Annotated in this window: 27 protein-coding genes; 12 read left to right on the top strand and 15 right to left on the bottom strand. The window is 71.9% G+C overall.

All coding sequences use genetic code 11. The annotated features are described in order from the left end of the window. The first annotated feature begins 194 nt into the window (after positions 1 to 194). Positions 195 to 1,253, top strand: a complete 1,059-nt coding sequence (locus ABFX54_RS05380; RefSeq protein ID WP_346101885.1) for an LLM class flavin-dependent oxidoreductase — start codon at positions 195 to 197, stop codon at positions 1,251 to 1,253. A gap of 164 nt (positions 1,254 to 1,417) precedes the next feature. Here the strand turns inward: ABFX54_RS05380 and ABFX54_RS05375 are convergent, their stop codons facing one another. Further along, entirely contained in the window at positions 1,418 to 2,143 is a 726-nt protein-coding gene (locus ABFX54_RS05375) for an SDR family NAD(P)-dependent oxidoreductase (protein WP_346101883.1), read from the bottom strand. Between the two features lie 98 nt (positions 2,144 to 2,241). Here ABFX54_RS05375 and ABFX54_RS05370 point away from each other — a divergent pair, with 98 nt between their 5' ends. Further along, positions 2,242 to 2,835: a TetR/AcrR family transcriptional regulator gene (locus tag ABFX54_RS05370; protein ID WP_346101881.1), complete on the top strand. Its 594-nt coding sequence runs from the start codon at positions 2,242 to 2,244 to the stop codon at positions 2,833 to 2,835. 67 nt (positions 2,836 to 2,902) lie between these two features. After that, positions 2,903 to 3,046 (top strand): hypothetical protein, encoded by a 144-nt coding sequence (locus ABFX54_RS05365; RefSeq protein ID WP_346101879.1) that lies wholly within the window; start codon positions 2,903 to 2,905, stop codon positions 3,044 to 3,046. Between the two features lie 37 nt (positions 3,047 to 3,083). Here ABFX54_RS05365 and ABFX54_RS05360 read toward each other — a convergent pair whose 3' ends face one another. Together ABFX54_RS05360 and ABFX54_RS05355 are read right to left on the bottom strand one after the other, a co-directional pair. After that, positions 3,084 to 4,253: an erythromycin esterase family protein gene (locus ABFX54_RS05360; RefSeq protein WP_346101878.1), complete on the bottom strand. Its 1,170-nt coding sequence runs from the start codon at positions 4,251 to 4,253 to the stop codon at positions 3,084 to 3,086. A gap of 416 nt (positions 4,254 to 4,669) precedes the next feature. After that, a complete protein-coding gene (locus ABFX54_RS05355; RefSeq protein WP_346101877.1) occupies positions 4,670 to 5,398 on the bottom strand; it encodes a helix-turn-helix domain-containing protein in 729 nt (242 codons plus the stop codon). A 346-nt stretch (positions 5,399 to 5,744) separates the two neighbouring features. On the opposite strand from ABFX54_RS05355, the gene ABFX54_RS05350 reads away from it, so the two are divergent. The 3 genes from ABFX54_RS05350 to ABFX54_RS05340 are packed head-to-tail and all read left to right on the top strand — an operon-like array spanning position 5,745 to position 9,288. Continuing rightward, complete coding sequence (locus ABFX54_RS05350; protein ID WP_346101875.1) at positions 5,745 to 6,734, top strand: SDR family NAD(P)-dependent oxidoreductase; 990 nt, start codon at positions 5,745 to 5,747, stop codon at positions 6,732 to 6,734. Between the two features lie 29 nt (positions 6,735 to 6,763). Further along, a complete protein-coding gene (locus ABFX54_RS05345; protein ID WP_346101873.1) occupies positions 6,764 to 7,660 on the top strand; it encodes an ABC transporter ATP-binding protein in 897 nt (298 codons plus the stop codon). Beyond that, entirely contained in the window at positions 7,657 to 9,288 is a 1,632-nt protein-coding gene (locus ABFX54_RS05340) for an ABC transporter permease (RefSeq protein ID WP_346101871.1), read from the top strand. The genes ABFX54_RS05345 and ABFX54_RS05340 overlap by 4 nt, the downstream gene beginning before the upstream one ends. A 329-nt stretch (positions 9,289 to 9,617) precedes the next feature. On the opposite strand, the gene ABFX54_RS05335 is transcribed toward ABFX54_RS05340, so the two are convergent. The 9 genes from ABFX54_RS05335 to ABFX54_RS05295 form a co-directional block, all read right to left on the bottom strand. Continuing rightward, positions 9,618 to 9,980, bottom strand: a complete 363-nt coding sequence (locus ABFX54_RS05335; RefSeq protein ID WP_346101870.1) for an STAS domain-containing protein — start codon at positions 9,978 to 9,980, stop codon at positions 9,618 to 9,620. Between the two features lie 167 nt (positions 9,981 to 10,147). Further along, on the bottom strand, positions 10,148 to 11,050 hold the full coding sequence (locus ABFX54_RS05330; protein WP_346101869.1) for an amidohydrolase family protein: 903 nt from the start codon (positions 11,048 to 11,050) through the stop codon (positions 10,148 to 10,150). Next, positions 11,047 to 12,282: a vWA domain-containing protein gene (locus ABFX54_RS05325; protein WP_346101868.1), complete on the bottom strand. Its 1,236-nt coding sequence runs from the start codon at positions 12,280 to 12,282 to the stop codon at positions 11,047 to 11,049. Before ABFX54_RS05325 ends, ABFX54_RS05330 begins: the two co-directional genes overlap by 4 nt. Then, complete coding sequence (locus tag ABFX54_RS05320) at positions 12,275 to 13,135, bottom strand: AAA family ATPase (protein ID WP_346101867.1); 861 nt, start codon at positions 13,133 to 13,135, stop codon at positions 12,275 to 12,277. The genes ABFX54_RS05325 and ABFX54_RS05320 overlap by 8 nt, the downstream gene beginning before the upstream one ends. Then, complete coding sequence (locus ABFX54_RS05315) at positions 13,132 to 13,434, bottom strand: EthD family reductase (protein ID WP_346101866.1); 303 nt, start codon at positions 13,432 to 13,434, stop codon at positions 13,132 to 13,134. The genes ABFX54_RS05320 and ABFX54_RS05315 overlap by 4 nt, the downstream gene beginning before the upstream one ends. Next, a complete protein-coding gene (locus ABFX54_RS05310) occupies positions 13,428 to 14,441 on the bottom strand; it encodes a xanthine dehydrogenase family protein molybdopterin-binding subunit (RefSeq protein WP_346101864.1) in 1,014 nt (337 codons plus the stop codon). Before ABFX54_RS05310 ends, ABFX54_RS05315 begins: the two co-directional genes overlap by 7 nt. After that, positions 14,441 to 15,829 (bottom strand): xanthine dehydrogenase family protein molybdopterin-binding subunit, encoded by a 1,389-nt coding sequence (locus ABFX54_RS05305; protein ID WP_346101863.1) that lies wholly within the window; start codon positions 15,827 to 15,829, stop codon positions 14,441 to 14,443. The genes ABFX54_RS05310 and ABFX54_RS05305 overlap by 1 nt, the downstream gene beginning before the upstream one ends. Further along, positions 15,826 to 16,314, bottom strand: coding sequence for a (2Fe-2S)-binding protein (locus ABFX54_RS05300; RefSeq protein ID WP_346101862.1), 489 nt, complete (start codon positions 16,312 to 16,314; stop codon positions 15,826 to 15,828). Before ABFX54_RS05300 ends, ABFX54_RS05305 begins: the two co-directional genes overlap by 4 nt. Before the next feature lie 40 nt (positions 16,315 to 16,354). Beyond that, positions 16,355 to 17,167, bottom strand: a complete 813-nt coding sequence (locus ABFX54_RS05295; protein ID WP_346101860.1) for an FAD binding domain-containing protein — start codon at positions 17,165 to 17,167, stop codon at positions 16,355 to 16,357. A 108-nt stretch (positions 17,168 to 17,275) separates the two neighbouring features. On the opposite strand from ABFX54_RS05295, the gene ABFX54_RS05290 reads away from it, so the two are divergent. Genes ABFX54_RS05290 through ABFX54_RS05280 form a run of 3 tightly spaced genes read left to right on the top strand, consistent with a single transcriptional unit; the run spans position 17,276 to position 19,799 of the window. Continuing rightward, a complete protein-coding gene (locus tag ABFX54_RS05290) occupies positions 17,276 to 17,953 on the top strand; it encodes a GntR family transcriptional regulator (protein ID WP_346101858.1) in 678 nt (225 codons plus the stop codon). Positions 17,954 to 18,000: 47 nt separating this feature from the next. Further along, a complete protein-coding gene (locus ABFX54_RS05285; RefSeq protein WP_346101856.1) occupies positions 18,001 to 18,525 on the top strand; it encodes a MarR family winged helix-turn-helix transcriptional regulator in 525 nt (174 codons plus the stop codon). A gap of 44 nt (positions 18,526 to 18,569) precedes the next feature. Further along, positions 18,570 to 19,799 (top strand): epoxide hydrolase family protein, encoded by a 1,230-nt coding sequence (locus ABFX54_RS05280; RefSeq protein WP_346101854.1) that lies wholly within the window; start codon positions 18,570 to 18,572, stop codon positions 19,797 to 19,799. 65 nt (positions 19,800 to 19,864) lie between these two features. Here the strand turns inward: ABFX54_RS05280 and ABFX54_RS05275 are convergent, their stop codons facing one another. Together ABFX54_RS05275 and ABFX54_RS05270 are read right to left on the bottom strand one after the other, a co-directional pair. Next, positions 19,865 to 20,065: an NUDIX domain-containing protein gene (locus ABFX54_RS05275; RefSeq protein ID WP_346101853.1), complete on the bottom strand. Its 201-nt coding sequence runs from the start codon at positions 20,063 to 20,065 to the stop codon at positions 19,865 to 19,867. 47 nt (positions 20,066 to 20,112) lie between these two features. Beyond that, on the bottom strand, positions 20,113 to 20,496 hold the full coding sequence (locus ABFX54_RS05270; protein WP_346101851.1) for a hypothetical protein: 384 nt from the start codon (positions 20,494 to 20,496) through the stop codon (positions 20,113 to 20,115). A gap of 223 nt (positions 20,497 to 20,719) precedes the next feature. Here ABFX54_RS05270 and ABFX54_RS05265 point away from each other — a divergent pair, with 223 nt between their 5' ends. The 3 genes from ABFX54_RS05265 to ABFX54_RS05255 all read left to right on the top strand — a co-directional run bounded on the left by ABFX54_RS05265 (position 20,720) and on the right by ABFX54_RS05255 (position 22,839). Beyond that, positions 20,720 to 21,640 (top strand): AEC family transporter, encoded by a 921-nt coding sequence (locus ABFX54_RS05265; protein ID WP_346101850.1) that lies wholly within the window; start codon positions 20,720 to 20,722, stop codon positions 21,638 to 21,640. Between the two features lie 93 nt (positions 21,641 to 21,733). Beyond that, entirely contained in the window at positions 21,734 to 22,207 is a 474-nt protein-coding gene (locus ABFX54_RS05260) for a VOC family protein (protein ID WP_346101848.1), read from the top strand. Positions 22,208 to 22,482: 275 nt separating this feature from the next. Then, positions 22,483 to 22,839, top strand: a complete 357-nt coding sequence (locus ABFX54_RS05255) for a TetR/AcrR family transcriptional regulator (protein WP_346101846.1) — start codon at positions 22,483 to 22,485, stop codon at positions 22,837 to 22,839. A gap of 146 nt (positions 22,840 to 22,985) precedes the next feature. Here the strand turns inward: ABFX54_RS05255 and ABFX54_RS05250 are convergent, their stop codons facing one another. Beyond that, positions 22,986 to 23,420, bottom strand: a complete 435-nt coding sequence (locus ABFX54_RS05250) for a GNAT family N-acetyltransferase (RefSeq protein ID WP_346101844.1) — start codon at positions 23,418 to 23,420, stop codon at positions 22,986 to 22,988. Positions 23,421 to 23,558: the final 138 nt, after the last annotated feature.

Genomic DNA, 23,558 nt, shown 5'->3' with positions numbered 1-23,558 from the left:
CCGGTAAGCATCCGACCGCACGTTCGCCTCTCCCACAAGCCTCCCGAACGTCTCCAGAACGGCTCCCGAACGTCGCACGGGCCTCGCGGGCCTCGCACGCGGCTCGCACGGGCGAGGGGCGCCCTCTTGCGACAATCCCGCCGCCTTTTATACTTAACCTACATGTAGAGTAGGTTTTTAGCGGAAGGCCGCCGATGAGTCCCACGTTCCTGTGGTACATCCCCAACCAGGCCCAACCCGGCCACCGGGGCGACGACGTCGCCGAGGACCACAACAGCTTGACGACCCTCACGAGCCAGGCCCTGGCGCTCGAACAGCACGGCTGGCACGGGGCGCTGCTCGGCACCGGATGGGGGCGGCCCGACACGTTCACGGTCGCGACAGCGCTCGCCGCGCGGACGACGACGTTCCAGCCGCTGATCGCGGTGCGGCCCGGTTACTGGCATCCGGCCAAGTTCGCCTCGGCCGCCGCGACCCTCGACCACATCAGCGAGGGGCGGGTGCTGGTCAACATCGTCTCGGGCAAGGACAATCTGGCCGCGTACGGCGACAGCGAAGGCGACCAGGCCCACCGCTACGCCCGTACCAGGGAGTTCATCCGGATCGTGCGCAGGTTGTGGACCGAGGAGAACGTCACGTACCACGGCGAGCACTTCGGCGTCACCGACTCCACCGTGGTGCCGCGCCCGGTCGTCCGGGGCGAGCGCCGGCATTCCCTGCTCTACTTCGGCGGCGCCTCCGAGGCCGCCGAGCGGGTGAGTGCCGCCGAGGCCGACGTGCAGTTGTTCTGGGGCGAGCCGCTCGATGGGGTCGGCGAGCGCATCGAGCGGCTCAAGGCGCTCAGCGAGGAGGTCGGGCGCGAGCACGCCCCGCTGGAGTTCGGGCTGCGCATCACCACGCTGGTACGCGACACCACCGAGCAGGCCTGGGCCGACGCCGAGGCCAAGGTCGCACAACTGGCACAGGGCCACATCCCGCGGGACCCGAACTGGCGCGCGGCCGTCGGCCAGCAGCGCCTGCTGGACCTGGCCGCACGTGGCGACGTCCTCGACGACAACCTCTACACCGCACCCGGCCGGTACGGGGCCGGAGGGGCGGGGACGACCTGGCTGGTGGGGTCGGCCGAGGACGTGGCGAAGTCACTCCGCCGCTACCAGGCTCTCGGCATCACCCACTTCGTCCTCTCCGACACCCCTTACCTGCCGGAGATCGCCCGCCAGGGAGAACAGCTCCTGCCGCTCCTCCGCGCCTGAACACATCACCGACGGGACGACCGCCACTCGGGGCCCGACGGCCGAAGTCGCACTTCGTCGGACCGAGTCACACCTGACCGGCGCAGACCGTACCCAAACCGGCGGGTCCGATCAGCCGTGCCGTGATCGGTCGGTCGATCTGCCGGTCAGCCGATCTACCGGGATCAGAACGCGCTGAACGTCGTTTCCGGGCGCTCGCGCTTGGTGAACAGCTCCCAGCCTCCGTCCGCGATCGCGTCCGGGTCGAGGGATCGGATGTTCCCGCCGAAAAGCTCGGGCTGGGAGGCGACCAGCTGGTAGATGTCGCCGCGTTCGATCAGGCCCCCAATGATCAGGTTTCCGGCGTACACGCCTTGCTCGGCCACCGCCGCGTTCAGTGTCAGCCCGTAGTTGCGCAGTGCCGCCGCGGCGAGTGCCAGGCCGCCGAGCGCGGGCATCGGCATGACGGCGCTGAGGCCGCCGGCGAACAGCAGCCCGCCCTCTCCCCTGGCGAGCATGCCCGGCAGCACCTTGGCCACCACGTCGACCGCCGGGTAGAGCAGCTCCATGGCCTCCCGGGCCTGCGCCGGGGTGGTGTCGGTGATCGGCTCGGGCCAGACGGACGGGTCGGCGGCCCCGGGGCCGTAGTAGGCGACGTCGATCGTCCCGAACCGTTCGGTGATCTCGTCGAGCGCGCCGAGCAGCCGATCGCGGTCGTGCACGTCGGCGGCGAAGCCGGCCGCCTCGACGCCCGCCTCGGCCAGGGACGCCACGTATCCGGGGTGGCGATCCCCGGAACGGGAGACGAGCGCCACGGCGTACCCCTCGCGCCCGAACCGGTGCGCGACGGACAGGCCGAGCCCGGGCCCCGCCCCGATGACGACGATGGTCTTCCTTGCCGCTGTGGACATGACTGTCCCCTTCCAAACAAATCGAGGGCTGCCTCAACTTTCTCTTCAGACCGTACCACGGAACTTGAGGGCGCCCTCGATTTCGTATGATGGGAGGCATGGCAGCCGAATCGAAGCCGCTGCGGTCGGATGCCGCACGCAATCGCGACAAACTGCTGGTCGCAGCCGCCCAGACCTTCGCCGAACGCGGCCTCGACGCGCCCCTGGAACACATCGCCCGCCGCGCCGGGGTCAGCATCGGCACCCTCTACAACCACTTCCCGACCCGGGAGGCGCTGCTGGAGGCGATCCTCCCGCAGCGACTGGCCGCGCTGACGGAGATCAACGCCTCCGCCCTGGCCGACCCCGACCCATGGTCCGGGTTCGTCGGCCTGCTGGAGGGGATCTTCACGCTGCAGGCCGAGGATCACAGCCTCAACGACGCCATGGTCCAGAGCTTCTCCCTGAACACCGACATGAGCCAGGCCTGCGGCGGCGGCCTGGCGGACGTGGAACGCATCATCGAACGCGCCAAGGCCGCCGGCCGGCTCCGGGCCGACTTCGACGTCCAGGACCTGGTCACGCTGGTCTGGGCGATGTCGCAGGTCATCCGGGAGTCGATGAACACGGCGCCGGACATGTGGCGCCGTTGCCTGTCCTTCTTCGTCGACGGCCTGCACGCCGAATCCGCCCAGCCGCTCCCCTCCCGATGACCTCCCGTCAGCCGCTGTCAGCCTCCGTCAGCCCACCCTTCCGGTCCGGACTGACCCGTCCGTCACGGTGAAGGGCGTCGAAGGTCAAGACCTCTCCGGCACCGCGTACGTCAGCCCGAGCAGGTCGTCGCGGAGTGACGGATCCAAGAACGTCATCGTGGAGTTCTTCGACGGGCCGCACGACGCCGGGTTCGACCTGCGCTGTCACTGACCGCCTGGTTACCCGAAGCGCCCGGTCCCCGGGCCGGTCACAGCGGGGTCACCGGCTCTGCCTCCGGTATGTAGACCAGGGCGTCGTAGGACTTGGCGGGCACCATCTCCACCGTGTACGCCCACAGGACGGAGCTGTAGGCCGACCGGAAGCCGTCGCCGACGCTGCCCATCCTGATCTTCGAGGTGAGCAGCTCACGGTTGCCCGGCTCGGCGGAGGCCCGCGCGATGTTCACGTAGCCCATCGGCTCGCCGCCGAACAGCTTGGCCAAGGGCGAGTCGTGGCTGACGGTGAAGCGCCTGCGTTCGCCGGAGCCGTCGTCCTTGCTGATGAAGGTGCTCTTGCCGAACTCGGTGCCGATGGCGAAGTAGCCACCGCCGTAGGTCTTGGCCAGCCGCTGCCCCATCGACTCGAACGGGAACGCCGCGCCGCTCTTGTCGATGTGACCGTTGTGCCCGGCCACGATGAGCTTCTCCCGTTTCCTGGTCGCTTCGGTGTCGGCGATCCAGCCGATGTTCTCGGCCATCCAGGCGTCGCGTTTGGCGGCGTAGTCGTTGCCCGAAGTCTGCAGTTGCGCGCCGCGCCAGATGGTCCCGGCGTGGTGCAGGGCCAGCGCGTACGAGTCCGCGGAGCTCGCCTTCACGTACCGCTCCCGTCCGGCCCGCATCGTGGCGACGAGCCGGGCGGCGGCGGAGGCCGCGGCGGTGGTCTTCTTCGGGTCCTGGGTGGCCCGGGTGGCGTCGGTGAGGTCGGCCAGCGCTGTCTCCGCCTCGCGTCTCAGGGCGGGGTCGACTTCGGCCAGATAGCGCAGCAGCCGCTCCTTGTTGCGGTCGTAACGCTGCATGTCGAAGCCGTAGAGGCGGATCTTGTCCCGGTCCGGGGCGGCGGCGTTGTGGTCGTGGATCCACTTGATCAGGCCGGCCGTCTCGCGGGTGCGGTAGAGGTCGAACCCGAGCGCCTTCGCCGCGTCCTCCGCGCTGCCCTCGCCGCCCATGACGTAGTCGCCGGCCACGGCCGTACCGCCGAAGTCGGCCTCGATGGCGACGGCGCGGAAGCCGTGGTCGCGCACCAGCTTCTGGATGACCAGCAGCCGTGTCTCGACGAACTCCTTGTTGCCGTGGGTGGCCTCGCCGATGCCGACCACGCGGGCGGGCGCGGCGTCGGAGAGCGGGGCCCGGTCGAGGGGGACCACGTCGCCGGCAGTCACCCGGGAGGTGTCCGCTCCCCCACAGCCGGTCGCCGTCAACACTGTCAGGCCGCTCAGGACGATGGTCGCAAGCTTGCGGAACGGCCGGACCCTCATGCCGGCCTGCCCCGGACGACGGCGGAGACGGCGACGGAGGGAAGGGGGGTCGGCGCTCGCGCCGAGGTGGTCGTGCTCGATCATGGATAGATTTCAGCGCAGGCGGGGTCGGCTGGTCATCGGACCCAGGTCGAGAGCGGGCGGGCGCAGGGATAGCCGGCTCGGGCCGGACGTAGACCCGGGGCCAGGCTGATGTGGACCTGGGTAGCCAATGCGGCCTGGGGCGGCGGGTCCGTTCGGAGAACGGCGGGTCCGGGCAAGAAGAACGGCATGGCCGGGCGACGCGACCGGCTGCGGGGCGACCCGAGCGGGATGCCTGGTCAGGGGGTGGGGTTCCGGGAGCCGGCGAAGGCGGCTCTGTAATGTGCGGCGGCGGCGGCCATGTCGTCGCTGAGCAGTTGGAAGAAGCGGCTCGCGGTCAGGAGTCTGATGCTGGCCGGGGTGTTCGCGCCGAGCACGTCCGCGCCCTCCCTGACGGTGGCGGCCCACAGTGCCATCGACCGGGTGCCCACCAGCCACGCGCGGTACCAGACGTCGTCGTCGATGAAGTACCGTTCGCGCCGGTTGTCACGCTCGCGTTTGACGAGTCCGAGCTGTTCCAGTGCGCCGACCGCCTTGGAGATCGACGCGGGGCTCACCCGCAGCCGTTCGATCAGGTCGGCCACGGTCAGGTTGCCGCTGTCGCTGGTGAGCAGGCACACCATCACCTTGGCCGCCATCGGTGGCCAGCCTCCGGCCAGCAGGCCGGTGAGCTTCTGCTCGTACTCCCGCACCGCCTCCGGGTCGCGTCCCGCTTGGTCAGGTCGCGCCATGTCACCGGCGTCAGGCGGCGTCAGCGGCGGGGCGGGGCGGCGGCGGGCTCGCCAGGTGGTCGCCTGCTGTGCCCGGGCCGCGTGGTAGCCGTGCGGGCCGCCGTTGCGGGCGATCTCGCGGCCGATGGTCGACCTCGGCCGTCCCAGGCGGCGGGCGATCTCCGCGTAGGCGAGCCCTTCGGCCAGCCCGTCGGCGATCCTGCGGCGGTCCTCGTACGTCAGATGGCCTCCAGGCATGAGCCCCCTCCCGATCGGTACTGCCCGCCCGAGTATGCCGCCGCCCGAGGGTCGTTGCGACACGCGGCGGGCGGATGTTGCATTCGGTGGCAACGTCGTTGCGCCAATCGATCCGCTCTGACCTGGTGATATCTCGATTTCGCGTTGCCGTCTGCTCGAACGCGGGCGTAGCTTTCCCGGTGCGTGAACGATGGCCGTTCCCGCAGAAAAGAACCGACATGACCCAGTCAAACCTGCCGATCGAGCGTGCGGCGGAACGCCCCTTCGATCCTCCCGCGGACCTCACCCGGCTTCGTCTTCCGGCTGCCAGAGGCGTTCAAGAGCGTCCCGTGGCGTGGGAGGCGTGATGGCGTCACATCGTTCGGGGGCCCGGGAGACTGCCGGCCGGGTCTGCCTCGTCACCGGCGCCTCGTCGGGCATCGGGCTGGCCACCTCACTGGAGCTGCTGCGCGCCGGCCACGTCGTGTACGGCGCCGCCCGCCGCGTGCCCAGGATGGCGCCGATCGTGGCGGCGGGAGGGCACGCCCTGCCGCTGGACGTCACTGAGGAGGACGACCTCCAGCGCGCCGTCGGCACCGTCCTGGATCGGCACGGGCGGATCGACGTGCTGGTCAACAACGCCGGAGCGGTCGTCCACGGCGCGGCCGAGGACACGCCGGCGGCCATGGCGCGTGATCTGTTCGAGGTGAACGTGTTCGCACCGGCGCGGCTGGCTCAGCTCGTGCTGCCGGGGATGCGGGTGCGCGGGTCGGGCACGATCATCAACGTGTCGTCGATCGGCGGCGTGATCGCCCTGCCGCTCGGCGCCTGGTACTACGCCTCCAAGCACGCGCTCGAGGCCTTCTCGGACACGCTCCGCATGGAGGTGGAGCAGTTCGGGGTCGATGTGGTCGTCATCCGGCCCGGCATCATCAGGACCGGCTTCGAGGCCGATGCCGCCCGGCAGCTCCGGGAGATCTCCGGGCACGGCCCTTACGGCCGGATGGCCGAGGCCATGGCACGCGCGACCGAAACGCAGAGGGAAACGGAACCGGAGATGGACGCGACGCCGGCGCAGGCGGACGCGCAGGCGGACGCGCAGGCGGACGCGCAGGCGGACACCCAAGCGGACCCGGACGGCCCGGGATCAGACCGGGCCTCGGTGAGGGCTGCTGAGCTGGGCCCGGGCCAGGCGTCCGACCCGTACGTGGTGGCGGAGGTGATCCGGCGGGCCGTCGAGGCGGATCGGCCGGAGACACGTTACGTCGTCGGCTGGCAGGCCGAGGCGCTCCTGACCCTCCGCAAGTCCCTCACGGACCGAGATTTCGACGCCCGCGTCACCGCCCCACTGCTCTGAGCCGACCCCTCCCCACCGGAGAAGCACCCATGACCCCTGCCATCACCATCTCAGGACTCGTCAAGACGTTCGGCACCACCCGCGCGCTCGACGGCCTCGACCTCACCGTGAACACCGGCGAAGTGCACGGCTTCCTCGGCCCCAACGGCGCCGGGAAATCCACTACCATCCGTGTCCTGCTGGGCCTGATGCGCGCCACTTCCGGCACCGTCCGGCTGCTGGGGGGCGATCCCTGGGCCGAGGCGGTCGCGTTGCACCGGCGGCTGGCGTACGTACCCGGTGATGTCGAGCTGTGGCCGGGCCTGACCGGAGGTGAGGTCATCGACGTGCTCGGGCGTCTGCGCGGCGGGATCGACGAGCGGCGCAGGAACGAGCTGATCGAGCGGTTCGAGCTCGATCCGAAGAAGAAGGCACGCACCTACTCCAAGGGCAACCGGCAGAAGGTCGCCCTCGTCTCCGCCCTGGCCGCGGACGTCGAGCTGCTCATCCTGGACGAGCCGACGAGCGGGCTCGACCCGCTGATGGAGGCGGTGTTCCAGCAGGTCGTCGCCGAGGTGAAGGCCGCCGGGCGCACCGTGCTGCTGTCCAGCCACATCCTGGCCCAGGTCGAGACGCTGGCCGACCGGATCACCATCGTCAGGGACGGAAAAGCGGTGGAGTCGGGGACGCTGGCGCAGTTGCGGCATCTGACGAGGACGACGATCGTGGCGCGGACCGCCACCCCCGTCACCGGCCTCGACCGGCTGCCCGGCGTGCACCGGGCGCGGGCCGAGGCGGGGAGCGTCAGCGTCAGCGTGGACGCCGAGCACCTGGACGCGGCCGTCAGGCATCTCACCACGTTCGGCATCACCTCGCTGGTCAGCCATCCGCCGACGCTGGAGGAGCTCATGCTCCGTCACTACGGGACCGGGCGGGCCGCGGCATGACCGCCACGTTGTCGCCGGCGCACGCCCGTTCCCTGCCGCGGGCCGGAGGCCGCTCGCTGGCCGGGACCGGGGCCATGGTCCGGCTGGCGCTGCGCCGCGACCGGCTCAAGCTGCCGATCTGGGTGCTGGTCATCGTGGCCCTCGTCCCACGCTTCTACTACGCGGCCACCTCCGCGGTCGTCCCGACGCCGCAGGCGCTGGCCGACGCCACGCGGCTGATCCGGGCCTCGTTCATGCGGGTGCTGGCCGGGCCCTTCTTCGGCGCCGAGGCCGTCACGACGCAGAAGTACTTCCTGGCCGCGTACTGGGTGGAGTTCCTGCTGGCCGCGGCGCTGATGAACATCATGCTCATCACCCGGCACACCCGCGCGGAGGAGCAGAGCGGCCGGGCCGAGCTGGTCAGGGCCGCGGTCGTGGGGCGGCACGCGCAGCTCACGGCGGCGCTGGTCGTGGCCGGGGCGGGCAACGCCGTGCTCGCGCTGCTCGCCGCGGGCGCGGCCGCGGGCATCGGGTTCGCGGCCGGTGGCGCGCTGCTGTTCGGCGCCTCCCTCGCCGCCGCCGGGATGGTGTTCGCCGCGGTCACGGCGGTCACCGCGCAGCTCACCGAGCATCCGAGGGGAGCCACCCGGCTCGCCGGGGCGGTGCTGTTCGTGGCGTGGCTGCTGCGCGGTGCGGGGTCGTTGCAGGCGGAACAGGGCGGGCCGCTGTTCTGGCTGTCGCCGATCGGCTGGTCGCAGCAGACCCGGGTGCTGGCCGGGGATCGGTGGTGGCCGCTCGGCCTGTCGGTGCTGCTCGCCGCGCTGCTGGTGGCGGGCGCGTACGCGCTGGCCAGCCGGAGGGATCTCGGCGCCGCCCTGGTGGCCGCGCGTCCCGGCCGGGCCGGCGCCCCCGGCTGGCTGCGTTCGCCGTTCGCGCTCGCGCTGAGGTTGCGGCGGGCGGCCGTCGTCTCGTGGGCGGCGGCGTTCCTCGCCGTGGGGCTCGTCCTGGGCGGCATGACCGGCGGCATGTCGGTCACCGACCTGCCGATCTTCGCCGGGGCGGACTTCGGGCGGGCGTGGCTCGGCCTGATGGTGTTCACCGGGTCCCTTTACACGGGCGTGCACGCGGTGCTGTCGGTGCTGCGGCTGCGTGCTGAGGAGGTGCGCGGGCTGGCCGGCCCTTTGCTGGCCGGGCCGACGAGCAGGGTGGCGTGGCTCGGGTCCTCCCTGTTGGTGTCGGCGCTCGCCGTGGTGGCGCTGCTCATGGTGTACGGGGCGGGGCTCGGGGTCGGCGCCGCCCTGTCGACCGGGGACGGGGGGCTCGTGGCCGAGGTCGTCTGGGCGAGCCTGCGCCGCGTTCCGGAGGTGCTGGTCCTGCTCGCCGTGCCCGCCGCCCTGCTCGGGCCGGCTCCACGTGCGGCTGGTGGGGCGGCTTGGGGCGTGCTCGTCTTCAGCGGGTTCGTCGCGGTTCTGGGGGCGTACCTCCGGGTTCCGGAGTGGGTGGTGAACGCGTCGGTGCTGTCCCACCTGCCGTGGCATCCGCTGGGGGCGGCGGCGCCGGTGGCCACGGCGGTGCTGCTCGGGCTCGCCGCGACGCTGACGGCCCTCGGCCTGTACGGTGTGCGCCGCCGCGACCTCAGCACGGGCTGACTCCCCTCGGCCTCGGTACGGGTCAGCCCCCGCGGGCTCAGCACGGGTCAGCCTCCGCGTTCTCGGCCCGGGTCGGCCCCTGTGCGGTTCTCGCCGCCGGTGCGGCCGGGGGCATAATCGGGCCATGCGGGTGCGTGCCCGGCCCGCCGGATGGCGCTAGCGGCGACGATCACGGCGGCAGCCCCCGAGTTACTCCGGGTGCCGGGCAGCCGGCGACGACGCGTTCGTGACGGTGAGGTTGCGCAGCCGTCGCCCCGCCGAGCAGCATTCCAGGCCGGACGCGTGGATCCGACAAGGCGGCCTGCCCCGAGTCGCGGCCGGGTCGGCGGTCACCGCGGTGGGCGCACGGCCGGGAGGGCTGCCTCGACGGTGTCGAAGACGGGCAGATGGGCGTACAGCCCGGTGATCCGCAGCCACTGCCGCACCAGCGGCGCGGGCTGGGTGAAGGCCATCCGCACCCCCGCCTGGCGCAGGCGTTCGCTGGTCGAGAGCAGGCTGGAGATGCCGGCCGAGTCGAGGAACGTCAGCGCCGACAGATCCACCAGGAGGGGTACGCCCGAATCGCCCGCCACATGCCCGTCGAGCCACGACTGCCAGTCGGCGACGGTCTCCCACACGAGCTCTCCGGCCGGTCTGACGACGAGCACGCCGTGTTCCTCGGCCACGGTCACGGCGATCGCGTTGCCGGTCATCCCGCCTCCCCATGGTGGCCGCGTCGGCTGGCGAGCAGACGTGAGCTGCGTCGCCGCCGGGGCCGGCACCGAACCCCAGCGCTCACCCACAGTACCCGCAAGGGACCGCCGCGTTCGATCGCGCCAACTCGCGCCCGCCGGTCGACCGCGCGGGTTGATCGTGCGGGTCAGAGGCTGTAGACGCGGGTGGCGGTGGCGGTGAAGACGTCGTGGATCTCCTCGACCGTTCGGCCGGCGAGCGCGTCCTGCCAGGCGGTCAGGAGGGTGCGCAGGTCGGTCCAGAGTTTCTCGATGGGCAGGTTGCTGCCCCACATGCAGCGGCGGGAGCCGAACAGCTCCAGGCACGTGGACGTCACCCGTTCGATCAGCTCCCGGTCGACGCGGTGGACGAAGGTGCCCTGGCCGCTGAGCTTCACCACGACGTTGGGCCGCTCGGCCAGCAGCTTCATGCCGCGCGTCCACTCGGCGAAGGCGCCGGGACCCACCGGCATGCCGGCGTGCACGAGCACGAACGTGACCTCGGGGAAAGCGGCGACGAGGTCGGCGGTGTCGGGCATCTGGGCGGGGAAGACCTGGAGCTCGAACAGCCAGCCGAGCTCGGCGAGCGTGGCGAGGTTGCGCCGGAAGGTGGCGTCCTTCATCCGGTCGGGGGCCTCGGCGAAGCGGAACTCGGGGCGTTCGTGCCAGTGGAGCTGCAGCCGGGCGCCGCGGACGAGCGGCGTGAGCGCGGCCTGGCGGCGCAGGACGTCGGGGGCGCCGGCGTCGAAGAGGTCGGCGCTGCCGACGACGGCGGTGGGCCAGCCGGTCTCGGCGTGGACGTCGCGCAGCCAGCGGACCTCGTCCAGGGCGCGGTCGAGCGGCCAGTTGGTCTGGACGTAGACCGACGAGGTGATGCCGCAGGGCGCGGCTTCTGCGAGGTATTCGGCGATGGGATAGTCGCGGCGGATCGGCTCGTACGGGCCGAAGATGCGCGGGACCATCTCCCCTGACAGCCAGGGCAGGTCGGCGGCGCGCCAGATGTGGTGGTGCGCGTCCACGATGCCGGGGCGGTGATGGGACGGATCGGTCATCGGGCGGCTCCCATGGGGGGCGGGGTCGGCCCATGCGGGGCGGGCCGGTGCGGGTCGGGCCAGTGTCGGTCGGGCCGGTGCGGATCGGACCAGTCTCTGGCTGCGGTGTGGCGCGGGCCGGACAGGACGGCGGGCAGGCGCCGGGCCTCCGCCAGCGCGGTGGCCAGGTCGCGGACGCCGCCGAGATGGTCCAGGCTCGGCAACTGGGCCGACATGGCGCGGGTGACAGGACGGTAGCCGGGCGAGCAGGCCAACGGCGTCCACCAGACGAGCCGGTGGCCGAGCCGCGACAGCCGGGCCGTGGCCCGGACCATGGGTGCGGTGTCGCCGCGTTCGAGCCCGTCGGACAGGACGATCACGAGCGCGCCGCGGGCGAGCGCCGCGTAGCGCGGGTTGGCCAGGAAGCGGTGCAGCGCCGCGCCGATCGCCGTTCCGCCGTCGGCGTCGGTGACCAGCCGCGAGACCGACGTCAGCGCGTGGTCGGCATGCGGGTGCGACAGCGCGGCGGTGATCCTGGTGAGCCGGGTGCCGAAGGTGAACACCTCGGTACGGGCCGGCGCGGCACGCAGCGCGGTGTGCGCCACGCGCAGCAGGTCGGGGGTGTGCTGCCGGAGCGAGCCCGAGACGTCGACCAGGAGGAGCAGGCGGCCGGGGCGGGGCGGGCGGGCGAGGTGGCGCAGCTCGGCGATCTCGCCGTGGTGGCGGCGGGCGCGTCGCCAGGCGTGCCGGACGTCCAGCCGGTCGCCGGTCCTGGCCGGGCGGCGGCGTCTGGACGGGGTGGCGGGCAGTGCGGCGGGCCAGGCGGCTTCGAGCGCGCGCATGAGGGCGCGCTCGCGTTCGCCGGTGCGGCCGAGGTCCCGCGTGCCGTAGGTGCTCAGGGTGCTGGCCCGCGTGCCGTCGCCGGGGCGCAGCTCGTGGGGCGGCGGGTCGTCGTGGCCCGGCGCGCCGGGGGACGGTGTGCGCTCGTCGTCGCGCGCGAGCGGCGGGTCGTCGAGGAGGCCGTGCCGGAACCAGGCGTCGAAGACGCGGTCGAAGGCGGGCAGGTCGGCGGCGTCCTGGAGGAGGGTGACGCGGGCGTACCAGTACAAAGCGGTCGGGTCGGGCGGCGGTGTCTCGGCGATCACACGCAGCAGGTCGGCCCGCTTGGCCGGCGCCGCCGGCAGCCCGGTCGCACGCAGCCCCATGAGGAACCCCCACAGGTGGTCGGCGGCCGGCTCAGCCGGGTCAGGCATCGGTGAACAGCTCCTCAGCGTGGTCCAGGAGGAGCCGGGTGTCCTCCTCGTCCTTGATCAGCAGCCCGAGAGCGCGGCGCAGTGCCAAGGGCCACGGGCTGCCGTCCTCCGCCAGCGCGACCGCCCCGCGCGCCCACTCCACCGACTCGGCGATGCCGGGCCGTTTGAGCAGCGGCAGCCGCCGTACCCGCTGCACCGCCCCGACGAGCCCCTCGGCCGCCCGTTCCTCCAGTCCGGGCACCGACGCGCGCAGGATGGCCCGCTCCCGGTCCGGCTCGGGGAAGGCGATCCAGTGGTAGAGGCAGCGCCGCTTGAGCGCGTCGTGCAGTTCGCGGGTGCGGTTGGAGGTCAGCACCACGATCGGCGGCGTGCCCGCCCGTACGGTGCCCAGCTCGGGGATCGTGATCTGGAAGTCGCCCAGGAATTCGAGCAGGAACGCCTCGAACTCGCTGTCGGCCCGGTCGATCTCGTCGATGAGCAGCACCGCGCCCCGCTCCGCCCGTACGGCGCGCAGCAGCGGCCGGCGCAGCAGGAACTCCTCGCGGTACAGCTCGCCGACGTCCTGGCCCCGGCTCTCGGCCACGCGGACCTGGAGGAGTTGCTTGGGGTAGTCCCACTCGTACAGGGCCTGGCCGGAGTCCAGGCCTTCGAAGCACTGCAGGCGGATCAGCTCCAGCCCGGTGACCCGCGACAGCACCGAGGCCACCTCGGTCTTGCCGACGCCGGGCTCGCCCTCCAGCAGCAGCGGCCGGCCCAGCCGCAGCGCCAGGTGGACGGCCGTGCACAGCCCTTCGTCCGCGAAGTACCCCTCGCCCTCCAGCGCGGCGGCCAGCTCGCCGGGGCTGAGGGTCACAGCTGCGCGTGCTCGGTGGTCAGCAGGTGGACGCGCTGGGAGGTGTGCGCGGCCGCGTCGGCCGCCGCGGCCTTGCCGTGCTCGGAGCCGAACGCGGCGGCGCGGGCGTCCTCGTCGTCGAAGTACAGCTCGTTCACCGAGTCGTACGCGCCGTCCTCGCCGTTGCTCACGCTGACCGTGTACTTGCGCAGGCCGGGCAGCTTCCTGGCGAACGCGACGTGCTCCTCCACCACCCACGTGGCGAACTCCTCGTGGGACAGGTGCTCGGCCCGCTTGAGCAGGGAGATGACCTTCAGCATGTTTCCTCCGTCTTCAGGGCGTCCAGCCCTCGCAGGACGCGTTCGGGGGTGAACGGCATCGACGTCAGGCGTACGCCGCAGGCGTCGAAGATCGCGTTGGCGATGGCCGGAATGGGGGCGTTCGCCGTCATCTCGCCGATCCCCTTCGCCCCGTACGGGCCGGTGGCGGACGGGCGTTCCAGCAGCAGGCTGTGCTGGACGGGGAGGTCGGCGGGCCCTGGCATCAGGTATCCGGCGAAGTCGCGCGGCCCGTGGTCGCGGGCCGGATAGTACGGCTCGGTGGTCTCGAACAGGGCATGGGACAGCCCCATCCACGCCCCGCCCTCCACCTGCTGGGTCGCCATGGCGGGGTTGAGCGCCCGGCCGATCTCGTAGGCGTTGAACAGCTCCAGCACCTCGACCACCCCGGTCTCGTCGTCGACCTCGACGACGGCGACCGTGCACGCGTGCGCCTGGCAGGAGTCGGGGTCCATCTCCCCCGTCTCGGGCACCGGCACGCTGGGCTCCTTGAGGTAGATGCCGCGCCCGGAGATCGTCCGCCCGTGCTTGAAGTGCGCGGCCAGCGCCAGGTCGGTGATGTGCACGCGTTTGTCCTGGGCGCCCTTGACCGCGATGTAGCCGGTGCCGTCGGGCTCCAGATCGGCGGCGTCGACCTCCAGCTCCTCGGCGGCGACCTCCAGCATCACGCCGCGCGCCTCGGTGGCGGCCATGATGACGGCGTTGCCGACGCGGTGGGTGCCGCGGCTGGCGAACGTGCCCATGCAGTGCGGTCCTGTGTCGGTGTCGGCGGTGTCGACCAGGATGTTCTCCATCGGCAGGCCGAGCGTCTCGGCGGCGCACTGGGCGGCGATCGTCTTGATGCCCTGCCCGAGGTCGACGGAGGACAGCGAGATCACGAACGTGCCGGTGGTGGTGGCGTGGACCAGGGCCTGCGAGGGGTCTCCGCCCAGGTTCATGCCGGTCGGGTAGTTGACCGACGCGTACCCCCGGCCGCGCAGCTTCGCCATCACAGCCCCTCTCGTGTCGTGGACGACATGCGGCGGTAGGGCTCGGGCAGCTCGTGCCCGGACATCTCCGCCGCCTTCTGGATCACCTCGACCAGGGCCGTTCCCTCGGCGACCTTGCGGTGCGCCTTGACGTCGCCGTCGCGGTAGGCGTTGATGAGCCGGAGCTGGAGCGGGTCCATGCCGATGGCGCGGGCGACCTGGTCCATCTGCGACTCCAGAGCGAAGTCGGCGATGGTGACGCCGAAGCCGCGCATGGCGCTGGACGGGGTGCGGTTGGTGAACACGCAGTGGCAGTCGGCCCACACGTTCGGGATCGCGTAGGGGCCCGGCAGGTGCGCGGCGGCCTTGGTGACGCCGTACGGGCTGTGGCGGGCGTACGCGCCGGCGTCCACGTACAAGGTGATCTTGCGAGCGATGATCCGGCCGTCGTTCATGACGGCGTCCTTGATGCAGAGGCGTTCGGCGGCGCGCGGCGAGGAGACCTGCATCTCCTCGGCGCGGTCGTAGACGAACTTGACCGGGCGGTCGATCGCCATCGCGGCCACGCACGCGATCGGCTCGACCACCACGTCCACCTTGCCGCCGAAGCCGCCGCCGACCGTCCCGCCGACGATGCGCAGCTTGTTGAACGGGGTCTGCAGGATCAGCGCGGTGTTGTCCAGGGTGAAGAAGCACGCCTGGGTGTCGGAGTGGATCCGCAGCCGGCCGTCGGCCTGCGGGATCACCACGCAGCCGGTGGTCTCGACGGGCGCCTGCTCGATCGGCGCCGACTGGTAGCGCCACTCGAGGACGTGGTCGGCGCGGGCGAAGGCGGCCTCGACGTCGCCGAAGCGGATGCGCCGGCAGTGGTGGCCCTCGTAGATGAAGTGGTTCTGGCCGTGGTACTCGTTGACCAGCGGCGCGCCCTCCCGCAGCGCCTCCTCGACGTCGAAGACGGGCGGCAGGTCCTCGTAGGTGACCTGGATCCGGGCGGCGCCCTCCAGCGCGGCGGCCTCGGTCTCGGCGACCACGGCGCAGATGGGCTCGCCGAGGTAGCGCACCTTGTCCACGGCCAGGATCGGCTCGTCGTCGGGCCCGACGCCGATCAGCTTGAGCGGGGTGTAGAGGTTGTTCGGCACGTCGGCGTGGGTGAGGATCCGCAGCACGCCGGGCACGGCCAGGGCCTGGCTCAGGTCCACGCCGGCGATCCTGGCGTGGTGGCGGGCCGAGCGGTGCATCTTCAGGTGCGCGAGCCGGGGCGGGGCCACGTCCTCGAAGAACTCGGTCCTGCCGGTGACGTGCCCGCGGGCGTCGGAGCGCTGGACCACCGAGCCGATCACGGTGAGGTCGCCGCCGTCCCGCTCGGCGGCGAAGGTGGTGGTGTCGATGGGAGCGAGCCGGTACGTCATCGCGTCACCGCCCCCTCCCCGCGCCGGCGGGCCGCCTCCATGACGGCCTGCACGATGGGCCGGTAGCCGGTGCAGCGGCAGATGTTGCCCGAGATCGCCTCGATCACGTCCTCCTCGCTCGGGTCGGGGTTCCGGTCGAGCAGCGCTTCGGCGACCATGATCATGCCGGAGGTGCAGAAGCCGCACTGGGTGGCGAAGCACTCCACGAAGGCGCTCTGCACCTCGTCCAGGTCGCCGCCGGTGGCGACGCCCTCCAGCGTGCTGACGGAGGCACCGGCCACGGTCTCGACGGCGACCAGGCAGGACGCCTGCGGCCGGCCGTCGACGAGGACCGTGCAACTGCCGCAGGCGCCCTGAGCGCAGCCGCGCTTGGCGGCGGTGAGGCCCAGCGACTCCCGCAGGCAGGCGAGCAGGGTGGCTCCCGGCGCGGCGATGAACTCACGGGGCTCGCCGTTGACGACGAGCGAGACGATCTGTGACGGCACGGTCCCACCTCTTCTGATGCGGGCGCTTACAGGGGTGCTTTCAGGAGTTATGAGGTGTCTCGGGGAAGAATGCGCGGCGGAAGTGCACGGGCAGGACGCGGGCCCGGTACCACGCGCTGGCGTAGGCGTCGTCGAAGGGGTCGATGTCGGCGCGGGCGGCCAGGCCCGCCTCGCTGACGCTCTCCTCGGTCAGGGGACGGCCGCGCAGGACGCGTTCGGCGGACAGCGCCCGTGCGGGGCGAGGGGCCACGCCGCCCAGCGCGATCCTGCAGTCCGCGTCACCCTCCACGGCGACGGCGGCGACGGTGACGATCGAGGCGGAGTTCAGCCGGCGGCGCATGGCCTTGTGGTAGTGCCAGGCGCCCGGCGGGGGCGGCGTGAACCGTACCGCGACGACGAGCTCGCCGGGGGCGAGGCCGGCGGCCAGCACGTCCGCGACCGGCGCGTCCCGGCGGCCGGCGGGGCCGGCGATCTCGCAGGTGGCGTCGAGGGCGAGCAGGCAGACGGCCAGGTCCCCGTACGGCTGCGCGACGAACAGGTTGCCGCCCACGGTGGCCTGGTTGCGCAGGGTCGGGGAGGCGATCGTGCGCAGCGCCGGGCGCAGGAAGGCGAGAGCGGGATGCTCGGCGACGGCGGTGAGCGTGGCCGCGGCCCCGATCACGGCCACCCCGTCGCTCACCTCGATGCCGTCCAGGCCCGCGCGGCGCAGGCTGATCAGTTCGGTCACGCCCGCGGATCCGCTGTTGACCAGCGGCATCACGACCGTTCCCCCGCCCATGACCAGGCCGCCCGCGGCCGAGCGGGTCACCACGGCTTCGACGGACTCGGGCACGTGCACCGCCTCGATCAGCATGTGCGGCCTCCCTGCTCGGGGTTTCCGGCGCTATAATTCTCGATAATTGATTATCGAGATTCCCGCGTCAAGAGATCTTCCCTCATCGCCGATCGGTAGGATCCGCCCATGACCGAAGAGCCCCCGAAGCTGCCGCGGCTCACGCTGGCCCGGCAGATCCGCGACTCGCTGGTCAGCAGGATCGTCTCCGGGCAGGTCAGGCCGGGCGAGCGGCTGGTGGAGACCCGGCTCGCGGCCACCTACGGCACCAGTCAGGCCCCCGTACGCGAGGCACTGCGCGAACTGGAGGCCATGCGGCTGGTGGAGACGTTGCCGCGCCGGGGGACGTTCGTGCGCCCGTTCGTCCAGGAGACCCTGCGCGAGAGTTACGTGGTGCGGGCCGCGCTGGAGGAGACCGCCACCCGGCTCGCGCTGCTGGCCGGGACGGTTCCGGCGGAGGCGATGCGGGCCGACGTCGAGGCGATGAAGGCCGCCGCCGATCGCGGTGACACCGAGGCGTCGGCGCGGGCGAGCGTGTCGTTCCATCGTCACATCGTCGAGGCGGCCCACAACGAGCTGCTCAAGCTCACCTGGGACAGCCTGCAGATCGAGGCACGCACGTCGGTCACCATGGTCGCCACCGAGGTCGATCTGCACGACGTGGCCCGCGATCATGCCGAGTTGCTGGCGGCGATCGAGGAGGGTGATCTGGAGACGGCGTGCCGGGAGGCCCGCGACCACCAGTGGCACTACGCCGACCTGCCGCACGACGCCCACGGCCGTACCCGCGACTCCGCCACGGGCTGACCGCCCAGCCGGGGCCGCGTCGAAATGCATCGATATTTGATATAAATATGGGCGTGACGCCCGCGCCGCCCGATCCGGAGCCCGCCTCCGCACCCGGCCCTGCCCTCGACCTCGACCTCGACCTCGACCTCGACCTCGACCTCGACCTCGACCTCGACGAGCTGGCCACCGCGATCGAGGACTTCAACACCTACTTCATCCGGCTCCCGTCGGTCAGGAAGCTCAGCTTCTCGACGCTGTCGGTGCTGCACACGCTGCAGCGCCGGGGGCCGATGCGGCTGACCGCGCTGACGGCGACCGAGCAGCTCAAGCAGCCCGCGCTCACCAGCCTGGTCGCCAAGCTGGAGCAGGACGGGCTCGTCTCGCGCCGCCCCGATCCGCGCGACGGCCGGGCCGTCCTGCTGGAGCTCACCGAGGAGGGCCTGGGGATCGTCCGCTCCCGTCACGCCGACCGGGTGGCGCGGCTGTCACGGCTGGTGGACCACCTCAACGACGAGGAACGGGCGGCGCTGGCCGGCTCGGCGCGGGTGCTCGGACGGCTGACCGAGATCGCCGCGAGCCTCGACGACTGATCCCGTACGACCAGCCCATCAGCTCCAGAACCCAGGAGGAACCCATGCCGACCCGGCCGTTCCCGCTCGAACAGCAGCCGCTGCACGTCCCCGACGACGTCCTCGACGACCTGCGGCGCAGACTGGTGATGACCCGGTGGCAGCCGGACGTGGGCAACGACGACGGCTATTACGGCGTGCGCAGCGCGTACCTGCAGGAGCTGGTCTCCTACTGGGCGGACGGCTTCGACTGGCGGGCCGCCGAGCGGGCGATCAACGCGTTCGAGCACTACCGCGTGGACGTCGGCGGCGTGCCCGTGCACTTCATGCGCAAGCCCGGCGTCGGCCCCGACCCGGTTCCGCTGGTCCTCAGCCACGGCTGGCCGTGGACGTTCTGGCACTGGTCGAAGGTGATCGGCCCGCTCGCCGACCCGGGCGCGCACGGGGGCGATCCGGCGGAGGCGTTCGACGTGATCGTGCCGTCGCTGCCGGGCTTCGGCTTCTCGACCCCGCTGACGAACCGGCCGGACATGAACTTCTGGAAGATCGCCGAGATCTGGCACGAATTGATGACCGGCGTGCTGGGACACGACAGGTACGCGGCCGGCGGCTGCGACGTCGGTGCGCTGATCACGGGGCAGCTCGGCCACAAGTACGCCGGCGAGCTGTACGGGATCCACATCGGCTCGGCGCTGAAGCTCACCCTGTTCAACGGCGACCGCGCCTGGGACTTCAGCGGCGGCGCGCCCATCCCCTCCGGCCTGCCCGCCGACGTCCACGCGAGATTCCTGGAGATGGACCGGCGCTTCGCCGTGCACCTGGCCGCGCACATGATGGCGCCGTCCACGCTCGGCCACGGGCTGAACGACTCCCCCGCCGGCATGCTGGCCTGGATCCTGGAACGCTGGGCGAAATGGTCGGACAACGGCGGGGACGTGGAGAGTGTCTTCAGCAAGGACGACCTGCTCACCCACGCGACGATCTTCTGGGCGGGCGGCGGGATCGGCACCTCGATCCGCACCTACGCCAACAACAACCGCTACCCGTGGACGCCGTCGCACGATCGGTGGCCGGTGGTCGAGGCGCCCACAGGCATCACGTTCGTCGGCCACGAGAACCCGCCCGGCGTGCGGACCAGCGAGGAGCGGGTGCGCGGGTTCCTCGGCAGCGACCGGGCGGCCTGGTACAACCACGTCAACATCACCGCCCACGACCGCGGCGGCCACTTCATCCCGTGGGAGACCCCGGCGGAGTGGGTGGACGACCTGCGCCGCACGTTCCGCGACCGCCGCTGACGACCCCGCCCGCCCCAGGACCGCGCCCACAGCCCCCACGCACAGGCCCCGCTCACAGGGCCCGCTCACAGGCCCAGTCTGATCGGCTCGTCCGGTACGCCGCCGGCCGGCAGCGCGCGCAGATCCGACTCGCCCGGCTCCACCCCGCCGCCCGGCATCGCCCGGACGACGGGGCCGTCCAGGGTGGTCAGGTCGTGGCGGCAGAGCAGGACCCGATCGTCCGGGTCGAGGACGATGGCGCGGACGGACCTGCGTTTACGCGGCATCACCGCACCTCACCCGAGCGGATCTTGCTCAGGGGCGGTGCGGCGGGTCACGGGTTGCCGGAGCGGCAGACCGGGGACGAGCGGAACTCCACGGACGCGCCCGTACCGTCCGAGATCACCGCCCGGATGTCATAGCGGAAGGTCGGCTGGCAGCCGATCCCGACGAACGTCCTGTTGTCGTACGCGGGCACGTGGGACCCGTCGACGAACCAGCGGACGCTGACCGGCGCGACCGCCCCGGTGAAGGCGACCGAGCACAGGAAGCGCCGCGCGAGCCCCTCGCAGCTGCCGCCGGTGAGGGTGAGGGCCGCCGCGCTGATCACGGATGACGAGGTGGCGGCCGAGGCCGACGCGGGGAGCGCGCCGGGGAACACCAGCATTCCGGCCGCCGCCACGGCAGGCAGGGCGAGCTTGTACGACGTACGACGCATGTCCGTCTCCTCCAGGTAGGGGCCTCGGACGGAACCGGCGCCGCGCACGGACGCCCCCGGGCACGGCGATCCCGCCCACCCCTTGCTTCGCACGACCCGCGATCCCGGATGACCATCACCGGACGCCGTTTCCAGCCGAGAACCCCGAGCGGCGCCGACCGGCCAAAACGCGCGGAAAGCCCTCAGATACGCTCCTGAACGTCCACTTTTGGGAGGGAACAGGTTGTCGGGGGTTGTCGCGGCGTTCGCCGCTCTGGTGTCGGTCGCCGTGCTCGGGTACGTCATCGGTGTCATCGGCCTGCTGCGCGTCAGCGACGAGCTGGTGCTGTCGCGGCTGGCCTTCTTCGTGGCCACCCCGGCGCTGATGTTCGCCACCGTGTCCAGGGCCGACCTGAGCGCGCTGCTGTCGCCGGTGCTGCTGACCCAGATCGTCGCGGTGACGTTCACGGCGCTCGTGTTCGTGCTGGTGGCCAAGCTCGCCTGGCGGCGCACCGCGCGGCAGCTCACGATCGGCGCGCTCGCCTCCTCCTACGTCAACGCCGGCAATCTGGGCGTGCCGATCTCCCTGTACGTGCTCGGCGACGCCGCCCTCGTCGCCCCGATCCTGCTCTTCCAGCTGCTCGTGCTCACCCCGCTCTCCTTCCTCGTGCTCGACAAGGGCTCCCGCTCGCCGCGGGCCGCGCTGCTGCTGCCGCTGCGCAACCCGCTCACGGTGGCCTCGCTGGTCGGGCTCGCGTTCGCGCTGTCGAGGGTCGCGCTGCCGGTCACGGTGATGCGCCCGATCGACCTGCTCGGCGGCGCGGCCGTGCCGGTGGCGCTGCTGGCGTACGGGCTCAGCCTGTACGGCTCGCGCCGCGCCGCCCCGGCCCCGGAGGAGGACGGCGTGGCCAGGGACATCTTCCTGGCGGTGGCGCTCAAGGCGTTCGCCCAGCCCGCGGTGGCGTACGCGACCGCCCGCCTGCTCGGCCTGGAAGGCACCCAACTGCTGGCCGCCACCCTCTTCGCGGCGCTGCCCACCGCGCAGAACATCTACGTGTACGCCGTCACCTACGACACGGGCAGGCGGCTGGCCCGTGGCGCCGTGCTCGTGACCACGGGACTGTCCATCCCGATCATGACGGCGCTCGGCGCGGTCCTCGGTTAGAAAAACTTTCCCGCGCGGGTGTCGATCCGCGCCCGGCGTGTTCGACGCTCTGGTGAACGACCACGACGACGACTCCCGATGGAGGGACTCACCATGCGGAAGATCACCACGTGCCTCTGGTTCGCCACCCAGGCCGAGGAGGCCGCCACCCTTTACACCTCGCTCATCCCCGGCTCCGAGATCCTGGAGGTGCAGCGGTTCGGCGAGGAGGGCCCCGGCACCCCCGGGACGGCCATGGCGGTCACGTTCGAGCTGGCCGGGCAGCGGTTCATGGCGCTGAACGGCGGCCCGGACTCCGCCTTCACCGAGGCCACGTCCGTGCACGTGGCCTGCGAGTCGCAGGAGGAGATCGACGAGCTGTGGGCCCGGCTCACCGAGGACGGGGGCGAGGAGGGGCAGTGCGGGTGGCTGAAGGACCGCTGGGGCGTCTCCTGGCAGATCATCCCCCGGCAGTTGCCGGAACTGCTCGGCCACGCCGATCCGGCGGCGGCGCAGGGGGCGATGAAGGCGATGCTCGGCATGCGGAAGATCGACCTGGCGGCGCTGTACGAGGCTGCCGGGCTCTGAGGGTGCCCTCGAATCGCCCAGAACCGACCCTGAGCGCCTGACGAGCCGGGATCACCGTCGCTACCTCTCAGCGCTACCCCACGATCATCAAGGCCTTGGGGGATACCGGCTTCAAGAACGCCGCCATCGCCAACCCCACACGATGGCGTCCAAGCCGTGCCGGGCTCCGACGGGCGTGACCTCGCGGCCCTGGGAATCTTCGTCGCCGTGAAGGATGTCGATCAGTTGATCGGCACGACGACCGTTCCGGACCGCGGGGTGTCACAGGAGGGTACGTGTCAGGCGGCATGGGCGAGCGCATCATCCGGACGCTCGTGGAGAGCATCGACGCATCGCAAGCGGGCCGCACCCCGCTTGCGATGCTCACCCGGTCGGCCCGGACCAACGACCAGTCCGAAACCTTGATCCGCGAATACATCGACCGGGAAATCACCAGCCGGGTGGCGACACTGCTCGGCACACCGGACGCCGCGATGCGGGCTGGCATGGTCAACGTCCAACTTCTGGGCCTCACCGTGGCGCGCTACATCGTACGGATCGAACCGATCGCATCATCGTCCGTCGACGAACTGGTCAGCTGGTTCGGACCGCTCGTGCAGCACTGCCTGACCGGCCAAACCGCATCGTCCTGAGTGACGCTCACCAGCGCGGCACCGAGCATCGGTTCCACCGTCCGGCCGCTGGAGGGACAAAGGTGATCACCGAAGGCTCTCGGTCGCCCCATCTCAACCAAACAGGCAAAGGGGCGCGTCGTCGCCGGGCTCTGAGGCGGGTCGGGCTAAGGGCTGACGTAGTGGTGCACCAGGGCGGGCTCTCCTGCCGCGTTGAGCCAGGTGGCCCGGTCGCTGCCGATCCTGCGCCAGCCAGCGCGCTCGTAGAAGGCGATGGCCGCCTTACCCTCCGAGGACACCTGCAGCTTCAGCGGGCCACCCGCGGCGGTTCTGGCGGTTTCGAGGAGCCGGGCGGCCAGGCCGCCGCCACGCGCCGCCGGGGTCACGAACAGCCGCACGACTTCCCCGTCCCCGGTCAGCCCCACGTGCCCGACCACCGCGCCCGGCTCCACCGCGATCCAGGCCGCCGCGAGGTCCTCGGGCGTCAGCCAGCCGCCCGGGTCGTCCGGCCAGTCCACCGGGTACCGGTCGGCGGCCTGGACCTGGGCGAGCGCGTCGACACATGCGGGGAGGTCTTGCGGGGTTCTGGGGCGGATCGTCACCCGGGCAAGGGTAGCCGCGACCTCATCCGGGCATGACATCGCGGTCCAAACCGCATCCGCGCGTGACGCCACGGCCGGCGGCCTCCGGTGTGGCGGGCGCGGCCGGCGGCCCGGCACAGGTTGCCCCTGTGGCAGGGG

Origin of the sequence: Nonomuraea maheshkhaliensis (assembly GCF_039529435.1) — a bacterium.
Lineage (GTDB): Bacteria > Actinomycetota > Actinomycetes > Streptosporangiales > Streptosporangiaceae > Nonomuraea > Nonomuraea maheshkhaliensis.
This window is presented reverse-complemented; position numbering and strand designations above follow the sequence as displayed.